Source organism: Pseudomonas mendocina (assembly GCF_900636545.1).
Classification (GTDB): domain Bacteria; phylum Pseudomonadota; class Gammaproteobacteria; order Pseudomonadales; family Pseudomonadaceae; genus Aquipseudomonas; species Aquipseudomonas mendocina.
Genome location: NZ_LR134290.1, coordinates 2,369,016 through 2,393,690 on the forward strand (window position 1 = coordinate 2,369,016; position 24,675 = coordinate 2,393,690).

General features: G+C 61.7%; 19 protein-coding genes. 10 read left to right on the forward strand and 9 right to left on the reverse strand.

Annotated features, from left to right (window positions below):
• Window positions 1-84: 84 nt before the first annotated feature.
• Window positions 85-357, forward strand: coding sequence for a nucleoid-associated protein HU-beta (gene hupB, locus EL191_RS10910; RefSeq protein WP_003239952.1), 273 nt, complete (start codon window positions 85-87; stop codon window positions 355-357).
• A gap of 194 nt (window positions 358-551) precedes the next feature.
• Window positions 552-2,399, forward strand: a complete 1,848-nt coding sequence (locus EL191_RS10915; protein WP_041979531.1) for a SurA N-terminal domain-containing protein — start codon at window positions 552-554, stop codon at window positions 2,397-2,399.
• 52 nt (window positions 2,400-2,451) lie between these two features.
• Here EL191_RS10915 and EL191_RS10920 read toward each other — a convergent pair whose 3' ends face one another.
• The 7 genes from EL191_RS10920 to EL191_RS10950 form a co-directional block, all read right to left on the reverse strand.
• The gene (locus EL191_RS10920; protein ID WP_041979530.1) at window positions 2,452-3,999 is read right to left on the reverse strand and encodes a phospholipase D family protein; all 1,548 of its coding nucleotides are present in this window, start codon (window positions 3,997-3,999) and stop codon (window positions 2,452-2,454) included.
• A 199-nt stretch (window positions 4,000-4,198) separates the two neighbouring features.
• Window positions 4,199-4,993: an enoyl-ACP reductase FabI gene (gene fabI / locus EL191_RS10925; protein WP_013715333.1), complete on the reverse strand. Its 795-nt coding sequence runs from the start codon at window positions 4,991-4,993 to the stop codon at window positions 4,199-4,201.
• A 28-nt stretch (window positions 4,994-5,021) separates the two neighbouring features.
• Complete coding sequence (locus EL191_RS10930) at window positions 5,022-6,635, reverse strand: ABC transporter ATP-binding protein (RefSeq protein ID WP_017360743.1); 1,614 nt, start codon at window positions 6,633-6,635, stop codon at window positions 5,022-5,024.
• Window position 6,636: 1 nt separating this feature from the next.
• Complete coding sequence (locus EL191_RS10935) at window positions 6,637-7,656, reverse strand: ABC transporter permease (RefSeq protein ID WP_013715335.1); 1,020 nt, start codon at window positions 7,654-7,656, stop codon at window positions 6,637-6,639.
• Window positions 7,657-7,658: 2 nt separating this feature from the next.
• Entirely contained in the window at window positions 7,659-8,732 is a 1,074-nt protein-coding gene (locus EL191_RS10940; RefSeq protein WP_013715336.1) for a microcin C ABC transporter permease YejB, read from the reverse strand.
• Complete coding sequence (locus EL191_RS10945; RefSeq protein WP_013715337.1) at window positions 8,732-10,579, reverse strand: extracellular solute-binding protein; 1,848 nt, start codon at window positions 10,577-10,579, stop codon at window positions 8,732-8,734. Before EL191_RS10945 ends, EL191_RS10940 begins: the two co-directional genes overlap by 1 nt.
• Window positions 10,576-12,405, reverse strand: a complete 1,830-nt coding sequence (locus tag EL191_RS10950; RefSeq protein ID WP_041979529.1) for an extracellular solute-binding protein — start codon at window positions 12,403-12,405, stop codon at window positions 10,576-10,578. The genes EL191_RS10945 and EL191_RS10950 overlap by 4 nt, the downstream gene beginning before the upstream one ends.
• Window positions 12,406-12,573: 168 nt before the next feature.
• Between EL191_RS10950 and EL191_RS10955 the strand changes: the two genes are divergently transcribed.
• Window positions 12,574-13,995, forward strand: coding sequence for an HDOD domain-containing protein (locus EL191_RS10955; protein ID WP_013715339.1), 1,422 nt, complete (start codon window positions 12,574-12,576; stop codon window positions 13,993-13,995).
• On the opposite strand, the gene EL191_RS10960 is transcribed toward EL191_RS10955, so the two are convergent.
• Both EL191_RS10960 and gloB read right to left on the reverse strand, forming a co-directional pair.
• The gene (locus tag EL191_RS10960; RefSeq protein WP_041979527.1) at window positions 13,996-15,570 is read right to left on the reverse strand and encodes a lytic transglycosylase domain-containing protein; all 1,575 of its coding nucleotides are present in this window, start codon (window positions 15,568-15,570) and stop codon (window positions 13,996-13,998) included.
• A 168-nt stretch (window positions 15,571-15,738) separates the two neighbouring features.
• Window positions 15,739-16,512: a hydroxyacylglutathione hydrolase gene (gene gloB / locus EL191_RS10965; protein ID WP_017360748.1), complete on the reverse strand. Its 774-nt coding sequence runs from the start codon at window positions 16,510-16,512 to the stop codon at window positions 15,739-15,741.
• 72 nt (window positions 16,513-16,584) lie between these two features.
• Between gloB and EL191_RS10970 the strand changes: the two genes are divergently transcribed.
• From EL191_RS10970 to nudC, 7 genes are all read left to right on the forward strand, one after another.
• The gene (locus tag EL191_RS10970) at window positions 16,585-17,343 is read left to right on the forward strand and encodes a class I SAM-dependent methyltransferase (protein WP_017360749.1); all 759 of its coding nucleotides are present in this window, start codon (window positions 16,585-16,587) and stop codon (window positions 17,341-17,343) included.
• Window positions 17,344-17,384: 41 nt separating this feature from the next.
• Window positions 17,385-17,837, forward strand: a complete 453-nt coding sequence (gene rnhA, locus EL191_RS10975; protein WP_013715343.1) for a ribonuclease HI — start codon at window positions 17,385-17,387, stop codon at window positions 17,835-17,837.
• Window positions 17,838-17,865: 28 nt separating this feature from the next.
• Window positions 17,866-18,660, forward strand: a complete 795-nt coding sequence (dnaQ, locus tag EL191_RS10980) for a DNA polymerase III subunit epsilon (RefSeq protein WP_041979525.1) — start codon at window positions 17,866-17,868, stop codon at window positions 18,658-18,660.
• Window positions 18,661-18,782: 122 nt separating this feature from the next.
• Window positions 18,783-21,026 (forward strand): Orn/Lys/Arg family decarboxylase, encoded by a 2,244-nt coding sequence (locus EL191_RS10985; protein ID WP_041979524.1) that lies wholly within the window; start codon window positions 18,783-18,785, stop codon window positions 21,024-21,026.
• Window positions 21,027-21,229: 203 nt separating this feature from the next.
• Window positions 21,230-22,042 (forward strand): crotonase/enoyl-CoA hydratase family protein, encoded by an 813-nt coding sequence (locus EL191_RS10990; protein ID WP_041979522.1) that lies wholly within the window; start codon window positions 21,230-21,232, stop codon window positions 22,040-22,042.
• Between the two features lie 37 nt (window positions 22,043-22,079).
• Entirely contained in the window at window positions 22,080-23,759 is a 1,680-nt protein-coding gene (locus tag EL191_RS10995) for a hypothetical protein (RefSeq protein WP_041979519.1), read from the forward strand.
• Entirely contained in the window at window positions 23,759-24,583 is an 825-nt protein-coding gene (gene nudC, locus EL191_RS11000; protein WP_013715348.1) for an NAD(+) diphosphatase, read from the forward strand. Before EL191_RS10995 ends, nudC begins: the two co-directional genes overlap by 1 nt.
• The last annotated feature ends 92 nt before the right edge of the window (window positions 24,584-24,675 follow it).

Here is a 24,675-nt window from a genome sequence, read left to right on the forward strand (position 1 = left end):
TATTGTGTCAGCAGGCCATCCAGCACCCGCTTTGCTTACACTAAAAATCAAGAAACAAACTCAACAGAAATAAGGGGACTTAGAGTGAACAAGTCGGAACTGATCGATGCTATCGCTGCATCTGCTGATATCCCGAAAGCTGTTGCTGGCCGCGCGCTGGATGCAGTGATTGAATCCGTCACTGGCGCCCTGAAGGCTGGTGATTCCGTCGTACTGGTTGGCTTCGGCACCTTCGCTGTCAAAGAGCGTGCTGCTCGCACTGGCCGCAACCCGCAGACCGGCAAGCCGATCAGCATCGCTGCTGCCAAGATCCCGGGCTTCAAAGCTGGCAAGGCTCTGAAAGACGCCGTCAACTAAGCGTCTTCCGGGTTTGCCTCGCCGTCAGGTTCTGTCTGGCGGCTGTTAGGAGGCAGAGCAGGGAGTCGGAGACTTTTCTGCACTGACCGCTTAACGCGTTACGAGAAGGCGCATCCACGGATGCGCCTTTCTTCTATCTGGACATTACCCACACTGCGCGGCTGGTGACTCTGTACAGTCGTTCTGGGGGAAGCATGCTGCAAAACATCAGGGACAATTCACGCGGTTGGATTGCCAAAATCATCATCGGCCTCATCGTCATGCTGATGGCCTTTACCGGTTTCGAAGCCATCGTCACCGGAACCAGCAACCGCAACAATGCGGCTGACGTGAACGGTGACACCATTACCCTCAACGAGCTCAACCAGGCCGTTGAAATGCAGCGTCGTCAGCTACTGCAACAACTGGGGCGCGATTTCGATGCCTCGCTGCTCGACGAGAAGCTGCTGCGTGAGGCTTCGCTCAAGGGGCTGATCGAGCGCAAGCTGCTGCTGCAGGCAGCCAATGATGCTCACTTTGCCTTCTCGCAAGGCTCGCTGGACCAGGTGATTCTGCAGACTCCCGAATTCCAGGTGGATGGCCGCTTCGATGCCTCGCGCTTCGATCAGGTCATTCGCCAAATGGGCTACACCCGCCTGCAGTTCCGCCAGATGCTGGAAGAGGAAATGCTGATCGGTCAATTGCGCGCCGGTCTCGGTGCCAGCAGCTTCGTCACCGAGCAGGAGGCGCGCGCGTTCGCCAACCTCGAGCGTCAGACTCGTGATTTCGCCAGCCTTACCATCAAGGCCGATCCCGCTGCGGTGGAGCTGAACGATGCTGACGTGAAGGCCTATTACGACGAGCATGCCAGTGAGTTCATGAGCCCTGAGCAGGTCGTACTGGAATACGTCGAGCTGCAAAAGGACAGCTTCTTCGACCAGGTCGAGGTCAGCGATGAAGACCTGAAACCGTTGTACGAGAGCGAAATCGCCAACCTGGCCGAGCAGCGTCAGGCCGCGCATATTCTCATCGAAGGCGATGACGAAGCTGCACGCAGCAAGATCGAAGAGATCAAGAAGCGTGTCGATGCGGGTGAGGATTTTGCTGCCCTGGCCAAGGAGTTCTCGCAGGACCCTGGCTCTGCCGTCGATGGCGGTGACCTGGGTTATGCCGGTCCTGGCGTATACGACCCGGCCTTCGAAAAGGCGCTCTATGCTCTGCAGCAAGGACAGGTTTCCGAGCCGGTCAAGAGCGAGTTCGGCTGGCACCTGATCAAGTTGCTGGGCGTTCAGGCGCCGGAAGTGCCGAGCTTCGATAGCCTCAAGGACAAGTTGGCGCGTGACTTCAAGGCGCAACAGGTCGAGCAGCATTTCGTCGAGGCTACCAAGCAACTGGAGGATGCCGCGTTCCAGGCATCTGATCTGGCTCAGCCGGCTCAGGAGCTGGGGCTCGAGGTCAAGACCAGCGCAGCCTTCGGTCGTGAGGGTGGTGCTACCGGCATTACCGCCAACCGTCAGGTGCTGCAAGCTGCATTCAGCCCCGATGTTCTGGAGGACGGTGCCAACAGTTCGACCATCGAACTGGACCCGAGCACCGTGGTGGTCGTGCGCGTGAAGGAGCACAACAAGCCCGAGCAATTACCGCTGGAGCAGGTTGCCGAGAGCATCCGCGGTCACCTGTTGCAGGAGCGTGCCAGCGCTGCGGCCAAGGCCGAAGGCGAGAAGCAATTGGCTGCCGCTGAGGCCGGTGAGGCTGTTGCTGCCAACTGGCAGGTGCAGGAGGCGGCGACTCGCAGCCAGGACGGCGTCGAGCCGAAGGTGCTGCAGGCGTTGTTCCGTATGCCCAAGCCAGCCAAGGCGGGTGAGCCGACCTTTGCCGGTGTGACGCTGAACAATGGCGACTACGTTGTGCTGCGTCTCGATGGTGTGAATGTGCCGGAAGAGGCGCTGGCTGACGAAGAACTCGCAATGTACCGCAACTTCCTGGCTTCGCGTGCTGGTCAGCAGGACTTCGCGGCGCTGCGCAAGCAGCTTGAAGCCAAGGCCGACATCGAGCGTTTCTGATCGCTGTTTGCCAAGAAAGCCCCGCCAAGTGCGGGGCTTTCTCGTTTTTGGGTCACAGCAACCATTCGATGGGTAGCCAAGAGAGCAGATGGATGCCCAGGCGTTTGAGCAGACCCGTACCGGGCTCGCTATCGAATCGCCGTTGTTCACCATCCACACGTTGCAGCCAGTAGATTCGGTTGTGTTCGTCCAGGTGCAGTTCGTAGGCATTGGCCGGGATATCGGTCTCGAATGCCTGGCCGATCGCTGCCGCCAGTTTCTGGCTTTCGATAAGAAAACCCATCTCCGTGTTGAGGCTGGCAGAGCGTGGATCGAAATTGAATGAGCCAATGAACACCCGCTTGCCATCGAGGGCGAAGGTCTTGGCGTGCAGGCTCGAGCCGGAGCTGCCGAATGGGCCGGCTTTCTCCCGGTGGCCTTCGTCGTCCGCACCCAGCCGCATTTCATAGAGCTTCACACCGCCTTCGAGTAGGGCGTGGCGACGTTTGGCGTAGCCGGCATGCACGGGGGTTACATCCGTTGCCTCCAGTGCGTTGGTCAGGATGCGCACTTCGACGCCGCGCTGAACCAGGCCGGTAAAGATATCGACGCCGCTTTGCGTGGGGACGAAGTAGGGGGAGACCAGGTCGACCCGTGTTTTGGGGATGGCGAGCATCTCGCCCAGGTGGCTTATCAGCAGTTCGCCGTCACTGGCCTTGCCAAGGCCTTTGGCAGGATCATCGCTGACCAGTGTGGTCTCGCTCCATTCGAAGCTCAGGTTCTTGTTCAGCAGGCGCTGGATGAACTCGCTTTCCTGCAGGGTCTTCACGTAACCGCTGGCCGCAGGCGAGCTGGAAAGCTCAGCTGCGAGATCGTGCAGGGGCTGTGCAGTGTTTCGGCTGGCGGGCACGATCAACTCCAGCGGGTAGCTGGATTCGCTGGCCCAGTAGCGGTCGAAATCGGCCGAGGTATCGGCCACGACCGGGCCGATGGCCAGAACGTCGAGGTCGGCGAAGAGTACGCCCTCGCTGGCGTCGAAGTATTCGTCGCCGATATTGCGTCCACCGATGATGGTGGCCTGGTTGTCCACGGTGAAGGACTTGTTGTGCATGCGCCGGTTGGCGCGGGGGAAGTGGGTGAGATAACCCAGCACCTTGGCCTTTCGCAGGGAGAAGGGATTGAACAGGCGCACCTCGATGTTGGGATGACGGTCGAGCGTGCTGAGCATCTGATCGAGACCGGCGATGCCGTTGTCGTCCAGCAGCAGACGGACGCGAACGCCCCTTTCAGCGGCTCTGAGCAGCGCATCGAGCAGCAGGGTGCCGGTAATATCGTTACGCCAGATGTAGTACTGAATATCGAGGCTGCGCTCGGCTGCTTCGACCAGGAGCATGCGTGCTGCAAAGGCATCGCGGGCAGCTGCCAGCGTAAGAATGCCTGACAAGCCGGGGTGAGCATCGCGTTCGCTGCCCAGCGCTTGCCCCAGCGTGGTATCGGCTGTTTCGGCTTGGGTGAATGCCTGGCTCTCGGTGCGGCCGTCCAGCGGTGGCAGCGCACAGCCGACCGAAAGGCTGCATAGCGCGGTGATCAGGCAGGCTCGCCATATGCTTGTCGGGATCATTGACCCATCTCGGTTGCAGGCTTCCCAGCTATGACAACGCCAAGGTTGAAGCGTGCCGAGTAGTGTCGGCGTTTCGGTTCGGTTTGAACGATGACAAGCGCCGAAATCGACAACGCCGCACTTTCTGAGGAAGGTGCGGCGTTGCGGGTTCACGCACGGCCAGGCCGTGCATGAGATGTTGCAGGGATTGGTGGCTTTCTCAGTCTTCCATTGCGCCCATTGCGGTGGTGTTGAAGCCGCCGTCGACGTAGGTGATTTCGCCGCTGATGCCCGAGGCCAGGTCAGAGCAGAGGAAGGCGCCGACGTTGCCGACTTCCTCGATGGTGACGTTGCGGCGCAGCGGGGTCTGCTTCTCGTTGGCAGCCAGCATCTTGCGGAAGCTGGCGATGCCGCTGGCGGCCAGGGTGCGAATCGGGCCAGCGGAAATGGCGTTGACGCGAGTGCCTTCCGGGCCGAGGCTGCCAGCCAGGTAGCGTACGCCGGCTTCCAGGCTGGCCTTGGCCATGCCCATGACGTTGTAGTTGGGCATGGTGCGCTCGGCACCCAGGTAGGAGAGGGTGAGCAGGCTGCCGTTGCGGCCTTTCATCATCTCGCGGCCAGCCTTGGCCAGGGCGACGAAGCTGTAGGCGCTGATGTCATGGGCGATCTTGAAGCCTTCACGGGTGGTCACCTCGGTGAAGTCGCCATTGAGCTGGTCGCCCGGGGCGAAGCCGACCGAGTGGACGATGCAGTCCAGGCCGTCCCACTTCTTGCTCAGTGCTTCGAATACGGCGGCGATTTCCTCGTCGCTGGCCACATCGCAGGGGAAGCACAGGTCGGCGCTGGAGCCCCAGCCAGCGGCGAACTCTTCAACGCGGCCCTTGAGCTTCTCGTTCTGGTAGGTGAAGGCCAGCTCGGCACCTTCGCGGTGCATGGCAGCGGCGATACCCGAGGCGATGGACAGTTTGCTGGCAACGCCAACGATGAGTACGCGCTTACCGGTTAGAAAACCCATTGTGCTATTCCTCTTCCTGTTTCAAGGATCAGTGAGCCGTTGCCGGGGCCAGAAAAGCGGCTTCCAGCAACTGCTGCGTATAAGGGTGTTGCGGTGCGCTGAAGATCGACTCGGCAGACCCCTGTTCGACCACCTGACCCTGCTTGACCACCATCAATTGGTGGCTCAGCGCTCTGACTACCGCCAGGTCATGGCTGATAAACAGATAGGTCAGGTTGTACTTGGCCTGCAAGCCGCGCAACAACTCCACCACCTGACGCTGAACCGTGCGGTCGAGCGCCGAGGTGGGCTCGTCCAGCAGAATCAGCGCCGGTTTCAACACCAGTGCCCGGGCAATGGCAATCCGCTGCCGTTGCCCGCCAGAAAACTCGTGGGGGTAGCGATGCCGCGTCTGCGGATCCAGCCCTACCTCCAAAAGCGCGTCGATGATCGCCTGTTCCTGCTCCGCCTCGTTGCCCATGCGGTGAATGCGCAGACCTTCACCGACGATCTGGCTCACCGACATGCGCGGGCTCAGGCTGCCGAAGGGGTCTTGAAACACCACCTGCATCTGCCTGCGCAGCGGGCGTACTTCCTGCTGGCTCAGGCCCTGCAGCTGCTGGCCCTGGAAGCGGATATCACCGCGGCTGGCGAGCAGTCGCAGAATGGCCATGCCCAGGGTGGACTTGCCGGAACCACTTTCGCCGACGATGCCCAGGGTCTGGCCCTGAGGCAGGCTGAAGTTGATGCCGTCCACCGCTTTGACATGATCCACCGTCCGGCGCAGCAGGCCCTTCTTTATCGGGAACCACACGCGCAGGTCGTCCACTTCCAGCAATGTCTGGCCTGCGGGGTTGGCCGCAGGTTCGCCACTGGGCTCGGCGCCGAGCAGTTCCTGGGTATAGGGATGCTGCGGCGCCTGGAACAATTGTTCACACGACGCCTGTTCGACGATGCGACCGCGCTGCATGACACATACGCGATGGGCAATTCTGCGAACCAGATTGAGATCATGGCTGATCAGCAGCAGTGACATGCCCAGACGCGCCTGTAGATCCTTGAGCAGTTCGAGGATTTTCAGCTGTACGGTGACATCCAGCGCGGTGGTCGGCTCGTCGGCGATCAACAGCTGTGGCTCGTTGGCCAGGGCCATGGCGATCATCACCCGCTGCCGTTGGCCGCCGGAAAGTTCGTGTGGGTAGGCCTTCAGGCGCTTCTTCGGCTCCGGAATGCCGACCAGCTCCAGCAACTCTAGAGTGCGAGCGCTGGCCGCCTTGCCACGCAGGCCCTTGTGCAGGGCGAGCACTTCGTTGATCTGCTTCTCGATGGTATGCAGCGGGTTGAGCGAGGTCATCGGCTCCTGGAAGACCATGGCGATGCGGTTGCCACGGATGCCGCGCAGACGGCCCTCGCCGAGCTTGAGCAGGTCTTCGCCAGCGTACTCGATGCTGCCATGCGGATGACGTGCGAGCGGGTAGGGCAGCAGGCGCAGGATCGAGTGCGCGGTGACCGATTTGCCTGAGCCGCTTTCGCCGACCAGGGCCAGTGTCTCGCCTTTGCGGATGTCGAAGCTGACGCCCTCGACTACGCGCTGGCAATTGTCGCCCGTGACGAACTCGACGGCCAGGTCGCGAACTTGTAGCAGGGTTTCGTTCTGGCTCATGTCATTTCCTCGGGTCGAAGGCATCGCGGGCGGCTTCGCCGATGAACACCAGCAGACTCAGCATGATCGCCAGCACGGCGAAGGCGCTGATGCCCAGCCAGGGCGCCTGCAGGTTGCTCTTGCCTTGGGCGACCAGTTCGCCGAGCGAGGGCGCGCCGGGCGGCAGGCCGAAACCGAGGAAATCCAGTGCAGTCAGGGTACCGATGGCACCGGTGAGGATGAAGGGCATGAAGGTCATGGTCGAGACCATGGCATTGGGCAGGATATGGCGAAACATGATCGCGCCGTTGCCCATGCCCAGCGCCCGTGCCGCACGCACGTATTCGAGGTTGCGGCCGCGGAGGAATTCGGCCCGCACCACGTCCACCAGGCTCATCCAGGAGAACAGCAGCATGATGCCCAGCAACCACCAGAAGTTCGGCTGGACGAAACTGGCGAGGATGATCAGCAGGTAGAGCACTGGCAGGCCCGACCAGATTTCCAGAAAGCGCTGGCCGAGCAGGTCGACCCAGCCACCATAGAAGCCTTGTAATGCGCCGGCGATCACGCCGATTACCGAGCTGGCCAGGGTCAGGGTCAGGGCGAACAGCACCGAGATGCGAAAGCCATAAATGACCCGTGCCAGCACGTCGCGGCCCTGATCGTCTGTGCCCAGCCAGTTCTGCGCCGAGGGCGGCGCCGGAGCGGGCACCTCCAGGTCGTAGTTGATGCTCGAATAGCTGAAGGGAATCGGTGGCCAGATCATCCAGCCGTCCTTCGCCGCGATCAGGTCCTGGATATAGGGACTCTTGTAGTTGGCCTGCAGCGGGAATTCACCGCCGAACACCGTTTCCGGGTAGCGCTTGACCACCGGAAAGTACCACTGCCCGTCATAGCGTACGGCCAGCGGCTTGTCGTTGGCGATCAGTTCGGCGCCGAGGCTCAGGCCGAACAGGATGAGAAACAGCCACAGCGACCACCAGCCGCGTTTGTGCGCCTTGAAGCGATCGAGGCGGCGTCGATTGAGCGGGGAGAGTTTCATGCTCAACCCTCCCGGCTTTCGAAGTCGATGCGCGGATCGACCAGGGTGTAGGTAATGTCACCGATCAATTTCACGACCAGTCCCAGCAAGGTAAAGATGAAGAGCGTGCCGAACACCACCGGATAGTCGCGGTTGATCGCTGCCTCGAAGCTCATCAGGCCCAGGCCGTCGAGGGAGAAGATCACCTCGATCAGCAGCGAGCCGGTGAAGAAAATGCCGATAAAGGCAGCGGGGAAACCGGCGATGATCAGCAGCATGGCGTTACGGAAGACGTGGCCATAGAGCACGCGATGGTTGGTCAGGCCCTTGGCCCGTGCGGTGATCACGTACTGCTTGTTGATCTCGTCGAGGAAGCTGTTCTTGGTCAGCAGGGTCAGGGTGGCGAAGTTGCCGATGACCAGAGCCGTGACCGGCAGCACCAGGTGCCAGAGGTAGTCGAGAATCTTGCCGCCGAGGCTGAGCTCCTCGAAGTTGTTCGAGGTCAGCCCGCGCAGAGGGAACCAGTCCCAGTAGCTGCCGCCGGCGAACAGCACGATCAGGAGGATGGCGAACAGGAAGGCCGGGATGGCGTAGCCGATGATGATCGCCGAGCTGGTCCAGACGTCGAAGGCGCTGCCGTGGCGGGTGGCCTTGGCGATGCCCAGCGGGATGGAGACCAGATACATGATCAGGGTGCTCCAGAGACCGAGCGAGATCGATACCGGCATTTTCTCTATGATCAGGTCGATCACTTTGGCATCACGAAAGAAGCTGGAGCCGAAATCCAATTGGGCGTAGTTCTTCAGCATGATCCAGAAGCGTTCCGGTGCCGGCTTGTCGAAGCCGTACATCTTTTCGATTTCTTCGATCAGCTTGGGGTCGAGGCCCTGCGCACCGCGATAGTTGGAACCGGCCACCGAAACCTCGGCGCCGCCGCCAGCGATGCGACTGGTGGCACCGTCGAATCCTTCCAGCTTGGCGATCATCTGTTCCACCGGGCCGCCGGGTGCAGCCTGGATGATGACGAAGTTGATCACCAGAATGCCGAACAGGGTCGGAATGATCAGCAGCAGGCGACGAAGAATGTAGGCCAGCATTATTGCTTCGCCTCTTCGGTAGCTTGCTGCTGGGCTTCGCTTGGCTCTTCGAGGCCCGGGCGCACCCACCAGGTGTGCAGACCGATATCGTAGAGCGGTGTCACTTTCGGGTGTTCGAAACGGTTCCAATAGGCGACGCGCCAGGTCTTGATATGCCAGTTGGGGATTACGTAATAGCCCCACAGCAATACGCGGTCCAGCGCGCGGGTATGGGCGATCAGGTCCTGTCGCGAGTCGGCGTTGATCAGTTCTTCGACGATCTGGTCGATGGCCGGGTCCTTGAGACCTATGTAGTTGCGGCTGCCAGGGTTGTCGGCGCTGGAAGAGTGCCAATACTCGCGCTGCTCGTTTCCTGGCGAGTTGGACTGGCCGAAGCCGCCGACGATCATGTCGAAATCACGCGAGCGCAGGCGGTTGATGTACTGCGAAACGTCGACGCGGCGAATCACCATCTCGATGCCGAGGTCGGCCAGATTGCGCTTGAAAGGCAGAAGAACGCGCTCGAACTCGGTCTGTGCCAGGAGGAACTCGAAGCTCACCGGCTGGCCATTGGCGTCGAGCATGCGATCACCTTCGATGCGCCAGCCTGCCTGTTGCAACAGCTGATAGGCGCGGCGCTGCTGCTCGCGAATGATGCCGCTGCCGTCGGTGACAGGTACGCGGAATTCTTCGTTGAATACTTCAGCCGGAATCTTGCCGCGCAGTGGTTCGAGAATCGCCAGCTCGCTTTCATCGGGCAGTCCGCGTGATCCCAGTTCGGAGTTGTCGAAGTAGCTGCGGGTGCGGAAGTAGGCACCGTTGAACAGGCGTTTGTTGGCCCATTCGAAGTCGTACAGCAGGCCCAGGGCTTCGCGTACGCGGCGATCCTGGAACTGCGGGCGGCGGGTGTTGAAGATGAAACCCTGCATTCCGGTCGGGTTGCGGTTCTGGATTTCTTCCTTGATCAACTGGCCGTTGGCGACTGCCGGGGTGTTATAGGCGGTGGCCCAGTTCTTCGCGCTGGTCTCCAGCCAGTAGTCGAATTGGCCGGCCTTCAGCGCTTCCAGAGCCACGGTGTTGTCGCGGTAGTAGTCGATCTGGATGGTGTCGAAATTGTAGAAACCGCGGCTCACCGGCAGGTCCTTGGCCCACCAGTCCTTGACGCGCTCGTAGCGAATGCTGCGACCGGCCTGGACCCGGCCGACCTTGTATGGGCCGCTGCCCAGAGGCGTCTCGAGATTGCCCTTGGCGAAGTCGCGCTCGGCCCACCAGTGTTTGGGCAGTACCGGCAGCTGGCCGACGATCAGCGGTAGCTCGCGATTGCCGGCGTGCTTGAACACGAAGCGCACGCTGTGTGGTGACTCCACTTCCACCTGCTCGACGTCGGCGTAGTAGCCGCGGTACATCGGCGCGCCTTTCTCCATCAGGGTGTCGAAGGTGAACTTGACGTCCTCGGCGGTGATCGGCGTGCCGTCGTGAAAGCGCGCTTCCTTGCGTATCAGGAAGCGTACCCAGGCGTTGTCGGGCGCCTTTTCGATCTTCTCTGCGACCAGGCCATAGGCGGTGAATGGCTCGTCCATGCTCTGCACTGCCAGGGTGTCGTAGATCAGGCCGATCTCGTCGGCGGCAACGCCCTTGCTGATGAACGGATTCAGGCTGTCGAAACCGCCGAACCCTGCTTCGCGGAACGTGCCGCCCTTGGGCGCGTCGGGGTTGGTGTATTCGAAGTGAGTGAAGTCGGCGGGGTACTTGGGCGGCTCATCGTAGAGGGTGACGGCATGTTTGGGAGCCGCGAAGGTGAGGCCGGCCAGGCCGAGCAGGATGAGGCTGCTACCGTGGAGCAGGAAACTGCGCAGCGGGTGGGTCATCGAGCGTTCTCCGTGGGCTTCAGCCACCAGGTGCGCAGGCCCAGGGTGTAGGGCGGCGTGGTGACGAAGGCGAACCGGTTGCGGTACGCCAGGCGGTGATAATTGATGTACCAGTTGGGAATGCTGTAGTGCTGCCAGAGCAGAACCCGATCCAGAGCGCGAGTGGCGGCGATCTGTTCGTCGCGGGTCTGCGCCGAGAGCAGCTTGTCGATCATCTCGTCGACAACCGGGTCGTTGACGCCCGCGTAGTTCTTGCCGCCCTTGATGTTCACCTGGCTGGAGTGGAAGTACAGCGACTGTTCCAGGCCTGGGCTGAGGGTTTGCGGCAGGGTCAGCAGAATCATGTCGTAGTCGAACTGATCGAGGCGTTGCTTGTATTGAGCGCGGTCGACGGTGCGCAGGTTGGCGCTGATGCCGAGGCTGGCGAGATTGGCGACGTAGGGCTGGAGAATGCGTTCGAGGCTGGGGTTGACCAGCATGATCTCGAACTCCAGGCGTTGACCACGCGCATTGCGCAGCTCCTGGCCGGAGGTCTTCCAGCCGGCGTCGGCCAATAGACCGAGGGCGCGGCGCAAGGTTTCCCGAGGTATGCCGCGGCCATCGGTTACCGGTTGTTTCGGCGCCTCGGTGAACAGGCGAGCGGGCAGCTTGTCTCGGTGACGCGAAAGAAGCAGCCATTCGGCGCCCTCGGGCTTGCCGGTGGCCGAGAACTCGCTGTTGGGGTAGTAGCTGGCCGCCCGCACATAGGCGTTATTGAACAGGGTGCGGTTGGTCCACTCGAAATCGAACATCAGCCCCAACGCCTCGCGCACGCGGCGGTCGCTGAACAGGGGGCGGCGGGTGTTCATGAACAACGCCTGGGTCTGTGTCGGGATCTGGTGTGGAATCTCTGCGCGGACCACATCGCCGCGGGTAACGGCCGGGAAGCGATAGCCGTTGCTCCAGTTCTTCGCCTGATTCTCGATGTAGAAGTCGAATTCGCCGGCCTTGAAGGCCTCGAAGGCGACATGGTTATCGCGGTAGAACTCAACTTCGACACGGTCGAAGTTGTACTTGCCGCGGTTGACCGGCAGATCCTTGGCCCACCAGTCCTTCACCCGCTCGAACACCAGGCGGCGGCCCGGCACCACCTGGACGATACGGTAGGGGCCGCTGCCCAGCGGGGCCTCGAAGGTGGTGCTCTTGAAGTCGCGATTCTTCCAGTAATGCTGCGGCAGCACCGGCAGCTCGCCCAGGCGCAGGATCAACAGCGGATTGCCGGCGCGCTTGAAGACGAAGCGGATGCGGTGACGACCGAGGATGTCGACGCGCTTCACTTCCTGGAGGTTGGTGCGGTACTGCGGATGGCCATCATTGCGCAGAAGGCGATAGGAGAAGGCTACGTCATAGGCGGTGATCGGCTTGCCATCATGAAAGCGCGCTTCGGGGCGCAGATTGAACACTACCCAGCTGCGATCCTCGCTGTACTCGACGCTCTTGGCGATCAGGCCATAGCTGGAGGCGGGTTCGTCGCCCGAGGGGTCGTAGGCGCCGGTACCGACCATCAGGGGTTCGTTCAGCTCATTGGCGCCGTACTGCAGAAAATGCGCGGTCGAGATCGGGCTGCTGCCCTTGAGTGTGTAAGGGTTGAGCGTATCGAAAGTGCCGGACGCCATGATGCGCAACGTCCCGCCTTTGGGCGCGTCGGGGTTGACCCAGTCGAAATGACTGAAGCTGGCAGGGTACTTGAGTGTCCCGAACTGGGCGTAGCCGTGGCTTTCGCTGATAGTCGCAGAGGCGGGAAAGCTCAAGGCCAGGCTGAGGAACAGCAGGAGGAGGGGACGCATCGGGCGTGAGATCCGATCCTTGGCGGCGTTTGGGCTTCTGGGGCAGTACAGTAACAGCTTGTCTGGGCAGGAAAAAGAGCGCTGTGGCGAGTGAGCAGTAGCGGCACTTTGGCATACACTTCATGGACACACCATGAGGGTACGAAATTGTCGGAACGAAGCCATGGTTTGCAGTCATGGATCGATCGCCTTAACCAAGCCGAACTGCCCGCACTGGCTGCCGTGGTGCAGGATCTGCAGCGCCTTGCACAGCAGGATTCTGCTTCGGTGCAGCAATTGGCTGATGTGTTGCTGCGTGATGCGGCACTGACCAGCAAGGTGCTGCGGGTCGGAAACAGCGTCTACTACAACCCGTCCCAGGAAACCATCAAGACCATCTCGCGAGCCATCGTGCTGATCGGCTTCGACAACGTGCGCCTGATTGGCCTGTCGGTAAGCCTGATCGATGGGTTGCTCACCCGGGCACCGCGCGAACAATTGCAGGAGCTGCTCGCGCGCTCCTTCCACGCTGCAGTACAGGCGCGCAACATCGCCGGTTACGTGCTCTCCAAGCATGCCGAGGAGGTGTTCATCGCCGCCTTGCTTCATCATCTGGGCGAGCTGGCGTTCTGGGGCTGTGGCGGCGAGCAGGCAGACGAGCTGGCTGCAGCTCTGGCGCAACCGGGAGTAGAGGTCGATGAGGCAGTACGCGAGGTGCTCGGCACCAGCTTCCGTCAACTGACCCAGGGGCTGGTAAAGAGCTGGAATCTCGGTGAGACCGTCAGTCTGGCCCATGCTGGCGTCAATCAACATGACCCGGCGGCGTACGCCGTGCAGTTGGGTGTGCGTATCAGCGAGGCCGCTTTGCAGGGCTGGGAGTCGCCGGAGATGGAGGCGGTGCTGGCGAAGATGGCGGCATTCGTCGATCTCAGTCCCGAGGACGCGCTGCAGCAGGTGCTGGCCAGCGCCGACGAGGCGGTGAAGGTCGCCTCGACCTTCGGTGCCAGCAAGCTATGCCGGCTTATCCCCAATACCGATCCCGAGCAGATTCGCCTGCAGCAGGAAGAGCGCAAGGCGCGTCTGCTGCAGCCCGATCTGCTGGTGATGCAGCAGGCGCTACAGGATCTCGGCCTGATGATCAGCGCCCGGGCCGATGTCGGTCTGGTGCTCGATACCTTGCTCAAGGGCCTGCACCGTGGCGCTGGACTGGAACGGGTGATGCTAACGGTGCTGGCCGATGGGCAAAGCCGCTTTCGCGTCAAGCGCGTGGTTGGCGACAAGAGCGAGCAGTGGCTGCAGGATTTTGTCTTGCCGGCCGAGCAGGCGGAGCAGCCGCACATCTTCAGCTATGCGCTGCGCCATCGTGAAGCGATCTGGATGGGTGTGCCTGCCAGCTACAACCTCGCCGAGCTGGTGACCCAGCCGATCCGTCGCAGTCTGGGCAATGGCATGTTCTTCATCGCGCCGATCATTGCGGGTACACGTGAGATCGGCGTGCTTTATGCCGACAGTCGTTTGTCGGGGCGAGCGCTACGGCATGAGCAGTTCGTCGCCTTTCAGCGCTTCACCCAGCTCACCGGGCGCTGCCTGGAGGCCATCAGCAAGCGCTGATCAGGGTAGATAGAGTGTCAGCATTTGCCCGGGGCGCAGCGTGCTACTGCGTGGATTCCAGGCTTGCAGACGTTTCAGGTCGATCTTGAAGCGCTTGGCAATCACGTACAGCGAGTCGCCGTGCTGCACGCGATAGTAGGTGGCCTTGTCCCGCGAGCTGGTGGTGCTGCGCCCATTGCCGGCAACCTGAGGGGAGCTATCAGCGGCCGCCAGTGTGAGCACCTGGCCGACTTTTAACTGATTGCCTTGCAGCTTGTTCCAGCGTTTCAGGTCATGCACGGCAACCTGATTGTTACGGGCGATTTGCCAGAGGTTGTCGCCATTCTGCACGCGGTAGGTGCGACTGGCGACGCTCTGCGTGGTGCTGCGCTGTTGATACAGCGGCTCGTTTGGCGCCGTGCCGGGTTTGGCAGGTATGGTCAGCACCTGGCCGATGCTCAGGTTGTTGCTGCTCAGACGGTTGACGTCCTTGAGCATGTTCACCGACAGATGATGGCGGTTGGCGATGGCATGCAAGCTGTCGCCGGAGCGTACGGTGTAGCTTTGCCAGTCGACCAGTTCCTGCGGTTTCATCAGGGCCAGGTTGGCGCTCAGCAGTTCTGCTTTCTCGGTTGGCACCAGCAGATGCTGCGGGCCGTCGAGGGTGATGCCGCGTTTGTAGGCGGGGTTGAGCTGTAGCAGTTCCTGTTCATCCAGGTCGGCCAACTTGGCGACGCGGGCCAGGTCCATGTGCTGCTTGATCGCGATCTGCTCGAAGTAGGGCTCGTTGGCAATGGGTGAAAGGCTCACACCGTAGGCTTCCGGCGTCAGGATTACTTGCGACAGTGCCAGCAGCTTGGGGACGTAGTCTTCGGTTTCCTTGGGCAGCGACAGGTTCCAGTAGTCGCTGGGCAGGCCGAGCTTCTCGTTGCGTTCGATGGCGCGGCTGATGCGGCCTTCGCCGGCATTGTAGGCAGCCAGGGCGAGCAGCCAGTCGCCGTTGAACATCTCGTGCAGACGGCTCAGGTAGTTGAGCGCGGCCTGGGTCGAGGCTGTAACGTCGCGTCGGCCGTCGTACCAGTTGGTCTGGCGCAGGTTGTAATGGCGGCCGGTGGAGGGAATGAACTGCCACAGGCCAACGGCGTGTGCCGAGGAGTAGGCCAGCGGGTCGTAGGCACTCTCGATCACCGGCAGCAGCGCGAGCTCCATCGGCATGTCACGTTCGGCCAGGCGTTCGACGATGTAGTGAATATAAGGAGCGCTGCGCTCGCTGACAGTGTCGACGTGCTTCGGGTTGCTGGCGTACCACAGGCGTACGCGTTCGATGCGCGGGTTGATGCCGATTTCGTCCTGCAGCTTGAAACCGTCGCGCATGCGCTCCCAGATATCGCTGTACTCACGTGGTTTGATCTGGCTGCTGAGCCACTCTGGCTCACGCTCAAGGCCCACGGCGCGAGAGGTGTCTGTCGAGCGGTCCGGGGTGTCGCTGGGTAGGCTCTGACAGCCGGCCAGGGCTATGCTGCACATCACCGCGAGCGCTCGAACGCCGCGCACCAATGCCTTTATATTCAATGGCTTGCGTGATGATAAAGGCATTGGGTTCGGTGGTTGTCCCGGCGAAAAGGTCGGGCGATTCTAGAAACCGAAGCGGGGGTGGTCAAGTTTTCGCCAGTCTTTTGTGACCTGTATCCATGTCGGGAAGAATCTGTCGAAAGCGCTGTTCAGCAGTTCTCCAGCGACCCTTGGACCAGGCTTTTCCAGGGCTTAGAAACTGTCCTTCCAGGTGCGTAGGCTGGCGAATATCGCGCTCGGTTCGCTCGATTGCCCGTTTTCGCGTCCTTTTGCCGCAGCGATGATCGAGGGCTCGCGGGTGCGCAGGAACGGATTGGTCGCCAGCTCCAGTTCGATGTTCGATGGCAGGCTGATACGGCCTTCCGCACGCCAGCGAGTCACTTCGGCCAGGCGTTCGCTCAGGCGTAAATTGTCTGGCTCGACGGCGTGGGCGAAGCGCAGGTTGCTCAAGGTGTATTCATGGGTGCAGTACACCTTTGTGCGGGCGGGCAAGGCTGCCAGGCGGCTCAGTGACTGGTGCATCTGCTGCGGCGTGCCCTCGAACAGGCGACCGCAACCACCAGCGAACAGCGTGTCTCCGCAGAACAGCAGGTTTTGTTCGCCATCATAGTAGGCGATGTGGCCGAGCGTGTGGCCCGGCACGGCCATGACCTGGAAACGCAGACCGAGCACGACGATCTCATCGTTGTCGTTCAGGTCGAGGTCGCGAGCCGGAATCTTTTCTGCCGCCGGGCCGGCAACACGTGCGCCAGTGGCGCTCTTCAGCTTCTCGACGCCGCCGACATGATCGAAGTGATGGTGGGTGATCAGGATATCGCTGAGCTGCCACTGCGGGTGAGCCTCCAGCCAGGCCTGCACCGGCGCTGCATCACCGGGGTCGACCACGGCGCAGCGCCTGGTGTCGGTATCCTGCAGCAGCCAGATATAGTTGTCATTGAAGGCGGGCAACGCGTCGATCTGAATCATTGCGGGTCGCTAAGCTGTTGATAAAGGTGCATCTTAGACACGACATGCAGAACCTGTCATGCGGAGGCAGCGATGACTGATGAGGCATTCGCCCAGGCTGACCCGGAGTGGCTCAAGCTCGTCGGCGAGGCGCGCAACTGGCTAGCCGGGCCGCTTGGGCAACTGTTGCTCGAGGAAGAACGACGCTTGCTGGAGGAAGAGTTGGCACGTTTCTTCGGCGGTTATCTGGTGAGCTTTGGCCCAGGCGCCGAGGGCCCGCCCAAGGCCGGTCAGATCCAGCACAACGTTCGCCTTGGCGCGCCGATGCCGGGGGTGCAGATCGTCTGTGAAGAACAATCCTGGCCCCTCGGCGAGCACGCTGCCGATGTGGTGGTGCTGCAGCACGGCCTCGATTTCAGTCTGTCACCGCATGGTCTGTTGCGTGAGGCGGCCCGCAGCGTCAGGCCTGGCGGACATCTGTTGGTCCTGGGTATCCATCCCTGGAGCACCTGGGGTGTGCGCCGCCTGTTCGCTCAGGATGGCCTGGCCAGGGCGCGCTGCATTGCACCCAGTCGTGTCGGTGACTGGCTGAGCCTGCTGGGCTTCGCGTTGGAGAAACGTCGCTTCGGGTGCTATCGTCCGCCGCTCGCTTCGCTGGCCTGGCAAATGCGCCTGCGGCGAATGGAAAGCTGGGGCGATGCCTGGCAGTTGCCGGGTGCCGGCTTCTACCTGTTGGTGGCGCGCAAACTGGTGGTCGGCCTGCGCCCCTTGCGGCAGTCGCGCCGTGAGCCAATGGGCAAGTTGCTGCCGATGCCGGTGGCCAAGATCAGTCGGCGAGACGTCGACAACTAAAGGCCATGCCCAGGCCCGTCAAATCTGTACAGAGTTTATGAATGTCCGAAACCGATGAAGTGGTGATCTACACCGACGGCGCCTGCAAGGGTAATCCTGGCCCCGGAGGCTGGGGGGCGCTGTTGGTCTACAAAGGCGTGGAAAAGGAATTGTGGGGCGGTGACCCGAATACCACTAACAATCGCATGGAACTGATGGCGGCGATCGCCGGCCTGATCGCATTGACCCGGCCCTGTTCGGTCAAGTTGGTGACCGACTCGCAGTACGTGATGAAGGGTATTCAGGAATGGCTGCCGAACTGGAAGAAGCGCGGCTGGAAGACGGCTTCGAAAGAACCAGTGAAAAATGCCGACCTCTGGCAGAAGCTGGACGAGGAAGTAAATCGTCATCAGGTGAGCTGGCAGTGGGTGCGTGGCCATACCGGCCACCCCGGCAACGAACGAGCGGACCAGTTGGCCAATCGTGGGGTCGACGAGGTGCGTTCGGCGCGTTAGGTCACATGAGTTAATATGCCGCGCTTGAATGTGCGACAACCCGAATAGATTGGAGAGGCAAGGCGTGACAACCGAGAATACCGTCAAGCGCTATGTGGTGCTGGATACCGAAACCACGGGTATGCCGGTCACCGACGGGCACCGCATCATCGAGATCGGTTGTGTCGAGTTGTTGGGGCGCCGCCTGACCGGGCGTCATTTCCATGTCTATCTCAACCCTGATCGCGAGATCGACGAAGGCGCCATCGCGGTTCACGGCATTACCAACGAATACGTGGCCGACAAACCGCGCTTCCGGGAGGTCGCCGATGAATTCTACGAGTTCATCAAGGGCGCCCAACTGATCATTCACAACGCGGCGTTCGACGTTGGCTTCATCAACAACGAGTTCGCCCTGCTGGGACAGAGCGAACGCGCCGACGTCAGTGACTATTGCTCGGTACTCGATACCCTGATGATGGCCCGCGAACGCCATCCGGGGCAGCGCAACAGTCTCGACGCGCTGTGCAAGCGTTACGGCGTCGACAACTCCAACCGCGAACTGCACGGCGCCTTGCTCGACTCGGAGATTCTTGCCGACGTCTACCTAGCGATGACGGGAGGGCAGACCAATCTCTCCCTGGCGGGTGATGGTGCTGACGGCGATGGCAGCGGGCGCCAGCAGGCTACGCCGATTCGCCGCCTGGACCCTTCGCGTGCGCGCACTCGCGTCATTCGTGCCAGTGAGGAAGAGCTCGCGGCCCATATGGCGCGCCTGGCCGTGATCGAGAAATCCGCTGGCGGTCCATCGCTGTGGGCTCAGCTGGAAAAGTCGCCGGAATAACCGAACAGCGCAATTGCGACCTTTTGTTATAGCGTGATGCACAGGGGGGTTCCGCCGATCAGGGCGAGCCTCTAACCTGAAGTGATGGGCAGGCCCAGCCTGCCAGCCTTCAGGACGCCACAATGTATAAAGATCTCAAGTTTCCCGTCCTAATCGTGCACCGCGATATCAAGGCCGATACCGTGGCCGGTGATCGCGTGCGCGCCATCGCGCAGGAGCTCACTCAGGACGGATTCAGCATCCTGCCCACGGCGAGCGCCGCCGAGGGGCGCATCGTCGCCTCCACCCATCACGGTCTGGCCTGCATTCTGGTGGCCGCCGAGGGAGCGGGGGAGAACAGCCGCCTGCTGCAGGACATGGTCGAGCTGATCCGTGTGGCCCGGGTGAGGGCGCCACAATTGCCGATCTTCGCCCTGGGCGAGCAGGTCACCATCGAGAACGCGCCTGCCGAGGCCATGGCCGATCTCAACCACCTGCGCGGCATCCTCTATCTCTACGAAGACACCGTGTCCTTTCTGGCCCGGCAGGTTGCGCGGGCGGCGCACAATTACCTTGATGGTCTGCTGCCGCCCTTCTTCAAGGCATTGGTGCAACACACCGCGCAATCCAACTATTCCTGGCATACGCCGGGTCATGGCGGTGGTGTGGCCTATCGCAAGAGTCCGGTCGGCCAGGCTTTCCACCAGTTCTTTGGTGAAAACACCCTGCGCTCGGACCTGTCGGTCTCTGTGCCGGAGCTGGGTTCGCTGCTCGACCACACTGGCCCGCTGGCGGAAGCTGAGGCTCGTGCCGCGCGCAACTTCGGCGCCGACCATACCTTCTTCGTGATCAACGGCACGTCCACGGCGAACAAGATCGTCTGGCATTCGATGGTCGGGCGTGACGATCTGGTACTGGTGGACCGCAACTGCCACAAGTCGATCCTGCATTCGATCATCATGACCGGCGCGATCCCGCTGTACCTGTGCCCCGAGCGCAACGAGCTGGGCATCATCGGGCCGATCCCGCTCTCGGAGTTCAGCCGTGAGTCGATCCAGGCCAAGATCGACGCCAGCCCGCTGGCACGGGGTCGCGCACCCAAGGTCAAGCTGGCTGTAGTGACCAACTCCACCTATGACGGGCTCTGCTACAACGCCGAGATGGTCAAGCAGGCCCTTGGTGACTCGGTGGAAGTGCTGCATTTCGACGAGGCCTGGTATGCCTACGCCGCCTTCCATGAGTTCTATGCTGGCCGCTACGGTATGGGCACCCAATGCGACGAGCATTCGCCGCTGGTGTTCACCACCCATTCCACGCACAAGCTGCTGGCCGCATTCAGCCAGGCTTCGATGATCCACGTGCAGGATGGCGGCCAGCGCCAACTGGATCGCGATCGCTTCAATGAAGCCTTCATGATGCACATCTCCACTTCGCCGCAGTACGGCATCATCGCCTCGCTGGATGTGGCCTCGGCGATGATGGAGGGGCCGGCCGGGCGTTCGCTGATTCAGGAAACCTTCGACGAGGCACTGAGCTTCCGCCGCGCCTTGGCCAACGTGCGGCGTAACCTGAGCGCCGAGGACTGGTGGTTCAGTATCTGGCAGCCGGGCGCTGCCGACGGTGCCGACAGCCTGTCCACCGCAGACTGGGTGCTGCAGCCAGACGCCGATTGGCATGGCTTCGGCGAAGTGGCCAGCGACTATGTGCTGCTCGATCCGATCAAGGTCACGCTGGTGATGCCGGGCCTCAATGCCGCCGGCAAGCTGGAGCAGCAGGGCATTCCTGCCGCGGTTGTCAGCAAGTTCCTCTGGGAGCGCGGCCTGGTGGTGGAAAAGACCGGCCTTTATTCCTTCCTGGTGCTGTTCTCCATGGGCATCACCAAGGGCAAGTGGAGCACGCTGCTGACCGAGTTGCTGGAGTTCAAGCGCAGCTACGATGCCAACCTGCCGCTGATCGATGTGTTGCCCTCCATCGCCCACGCGGGCGGTGGGCGTTATCAGTGTATGGGCCTGCGTGACCTGTGTGACGCGTTGCACGGTTGCTACCGCGAAAACGCCACGGCCAAGGCGCTGAAGAGCATGTACACAGCGTTGCCCGAGCTGGCTATCAAACCAGCCGACGCCTATGACCGGCTGGTGCGCGGTGAGGTGGAGGCGGTGCCTATCGATCAGTTGCAGGGGCGTATCGCTGCAGTGATGCTGGTGCCTTATCCGCCAGGCATTCCGCTGATCATGCCGGGCGAACGCTTCACGGCGGCGACGCGCTCGATTCTCGACTACCTGGCATTCGCCAGAACCTTCGATCAGGCCTTCCCGGGTTTCGACATCGACGTGCATGGCCTGCAAACCGAAGCGGGCGAGTACTGCGTGGACTGCCTGGTCGAATAAATAGTGGGCGAATCTGTCGAGGCGTAAGATCCTCGACAGATCAATCTCTTATCTCTGACATTCAAAGCTGTTGCTAACGTGCCGGGGCGTGCCCTGTGTCACAGTGGCAAGCATCGACTTTTATGGCGCGCTTGTTATAGTTGCTCGGTTATTAATCACAAAATAATTACTGTGCTGCCAAGCCGCGGCTGAGGATGCCTGCCATGTCCGACTATCAAGCCTTCCGCGTCGAGCTGGTGGACAAGATCGCCCACGTGCAGATCAACCGTCCGGACAAGATTAACGCCATGAATGCCGACTTCTGGCGTGAGATCATCGAGATATTCCAATGGGTCGACGACACCGATGCAGCGCGTGTGGTGGTGCTCTCCGGGGCGGGCAAGCACTTCTCCTCAGGCATTGACCTGATGCTGCTGGCGTCTGTCGGCGCCCAACTGGGCAAGGACGTCGGTCGCAACGCCACCGCGCTGCGTCGCAAGATTCTCGAACTGCAAGCCTCCTTCAATGCTGTCGACAACTGCCGCAAGCCGGTGCTGGCGGCCATCCAGGGTTATTGCATCGGTGGTGCCATCGATCTGATCAGCGCCTGCGACATGCGCTATTCCACTGTCGATGCGCAGTTCTCGATCAAGGAAATCGATATGGGCATGGCTGCCGATGTGGGCACCCTGCAACGCCTGCCGAGCATCATCGGCGACGGCATGATGCGTGAGCTGGCTTACACCGGACGCAGCATCGACGGCCACGAGGCGGCTCGCATCGGCCTGGTCAACCGCACCTATGAAGATCAGGAGGCCCTGCTGGCCGGGGTAATGGAAACTGCCGCGCAAATCGCTGCCAAGTCGCCGATTGCCGTACGCGGTACCAAGGAAATGATTCGCTACATGCGCGATCACCGCGTCGACGACGGCCTGGAATATATCGCCACCTGGAACGCCGCGATGCTCCAATCCGAAGACCTGCGCCTGGCCATGTCAGCGCACATGACCAAGCAGAAGCCGGAGTTCGCCGACTGATGCCGTATTCGCTGATGTTCGTTGCGAGGCCTATCGCATGGTAAGTGGAGCCACATCGCTGAACCTGGTGCGCGACGAGCTGTTCGTGACCATGGAGGAAGCCGAGCAGAGCCTTGAGCATTTCATCGCCGAGCGGCATAACGGCAGCCTGTTGCAGCAGGCGGTGGAGAGCCTGCACCAGGTGCGCGGTACGCTCAATCTGATCGAGTTGGCAGGCGCCGAACTGCTGGCGCAGGAAGTGCTCGACCAGGCCACCGACATACCCGCTGGTGCCGGCGAGGAGCGCGATGTACAACTCGCGGCGCTGAGCAACGCGCTGCATGTGCTGCGTCGCTACCTGGAAAACGTCGACGCCCATCGCCAGGAAATGCCCGAGCTGCTGTTGCCGGCGATCAACGATCTGCGCCAGGCCGGCGTGCAACAGCCACTGCCGGAAAGCTTCTTCTTCAGCGTGCGCCTTGACCATGCGCGGCCGCACAGCGCGACCCAGGCGCTCGACGGGGCGGCCAAGCTGTCCGAAGGCAAACGCCTGCGCCATATGTATCAGGTGGGCTTGCTCGGTTTCATTCGTGAGCAAAATCCGCACGCCAGCCTCAAGCTCATGGTGCGAGCCATGGCGCGCCTGGACAGCTTGTTCGCCAACGAGCCGCGAGGGCGCATGTGCTGGATCGGCGCGGCGGCCATCGAGGCGCAATGCGATGGCCAGCTGTTGCCGCGTAAGGCGCGCAAGCAGCTGTTCTCAAGGCTCGATCGCGAACTCAAGTTGATGCTCGGCAACCCTCAGTACGAGGCGCCACGCAGCCTGCTCAAGGAGCTGCTGTACCTGGTTGCGCTGGCAGACAGCCACGGACCACTCGCCAGCGCCATGCGCGAGGTATTCGGCCTCACGCCGCTGCCATTCACCGACCACCTGCTGGAAGAGGAATACCAGCGCCTGGCCGGCCCCGGCCAGGCGGTGATGCGTTCACTGTCCACGGCGATTCGCGAGGAACTGGCCAGCGTCAAGGACATGCTCGATCTGCTCGAACGCGGCACCTTGCAAGGGGAAACCCTGGGTACCCTGCATGCGCTGCTGGGCAAGCTGGCCAAGACTCTCGGTATGGTCGGTCTCAACTCTGCGGGCAATTCGCTGAGTGCGCAGTTGCCGCACGTCGCGGCCTGGAATGAAGACACGCCACCGCAGCCGGAACAATTGCACAAGCTGGCCGATGCGGTGCTCTATGTCGAAGGTATGGTCGCCAGTCTGGAGCGGGGTGAAGGCCGCGATTCCCGGCCGGCAGCCGTCGAGCCCGGCAATGAAGCCGACTCCTTCGCCAGCCACCAGCTCAACGAAGCCCGTATCGTCGTGGTCGATGAGGCGCAGGCCGGCCTGGCCCTGGCCAAGCGCGCTATTACGGCTTATCTGGAATCCGGTGGCGACAAGATGCACCTGTCCAATGTGCCTTTCAGTCTGCAGGCCGTCCGCGGTGGTCTGTGGTTCCTCGAGCAGCGCCGCGCCGCGATGCTGGTCGGGGCGTGCGCCGACTACATCCAGACGCGCATGCTCGAATCAGGGCAGATGCCTTCGGAGCAGATGCTGGAAACCCTGGCCGATGCGCTCAGCAGCCTGGAGTACTACCTGGAAGCTGGCGCCGTCATGCGTCCTGAAACCCGCCCGAGTGTGCTCGACCTTGCCGAAGAGAGCGTCAAGGCGCTGGGCATGCCGGTGGCTGCCTGATGGTCTGGCGTAATACGTTCCTCGATCCGGCCCAGCCGGGTGGCTGGGCGCTGCTCTACAGCCAGCAGCACTTTCTTGCCGACAGCAATGGTGTGCTGTTCCCGCGTGACTGGATCAAGCGCCAGGATCTGCCGATCATCGGCGAGCAGGGCATTGGCCATTTCGGTGAGGACGCCGTCTATCTCGTACAGGTCAAACCGTCGGCCGCGCTGGATGGCTGCAACTGGCAGAGCCTGCGCCAGTTCATGTTGCAGGGCGAGGCGGAAACCTTCCGCATGCTCGCCTACGCCGCGCAGATCGGCACCTGGTACTCCGAGCATCGTTTCTGCGGCAGTTGCGGTGCGCCGACCCGGCAGCTTTCTGGCGAGCGGGCCATGCGTTGTGACAGCTGCGAATCGCAGCATTATCCGCGCCTGGCGCCGAGCATGATCGTGCTGGTGACGCGTGGCGATGAAGTCCTGCTCGCGCGTTCGCCGCGTTTCGTGACAGGGGTCTACAGCACTCTGGCGGGCTTCGTCGAACCCGGTGAGTCGGTTGAACATTGCGTGGCGCGCGAGGTGCGCGAGGAAGTCGGGCTCGAAGTGAAGAGCTTGCAGTACATCGGTAGCCAGGGCTGGCCGTTCCCACATTCGCTGATGCTCGGCTTCCATGCCGAATATGCCGGTGGCGATATCGTCATGCAGGAAGACGAAATCGAGGATGCGCGCTGGTTCCGTATCGATGATCTGCCGCCGCTGCCGGCATCGCGGTCCATCGCCCGCCATCTGATCGATCTCTACGTTGCCAGGCGCCTGGGTCTTCCCGAGCCGACGCTGCCGGTGTAAGTCGCCTTATGCAGGAGCGGCTTTAGCCGCGAACTCACCGACCATTTCGCGGCTGAAGCCGCTCCTACGCGACCCTGGATAGCCCGCCGGAT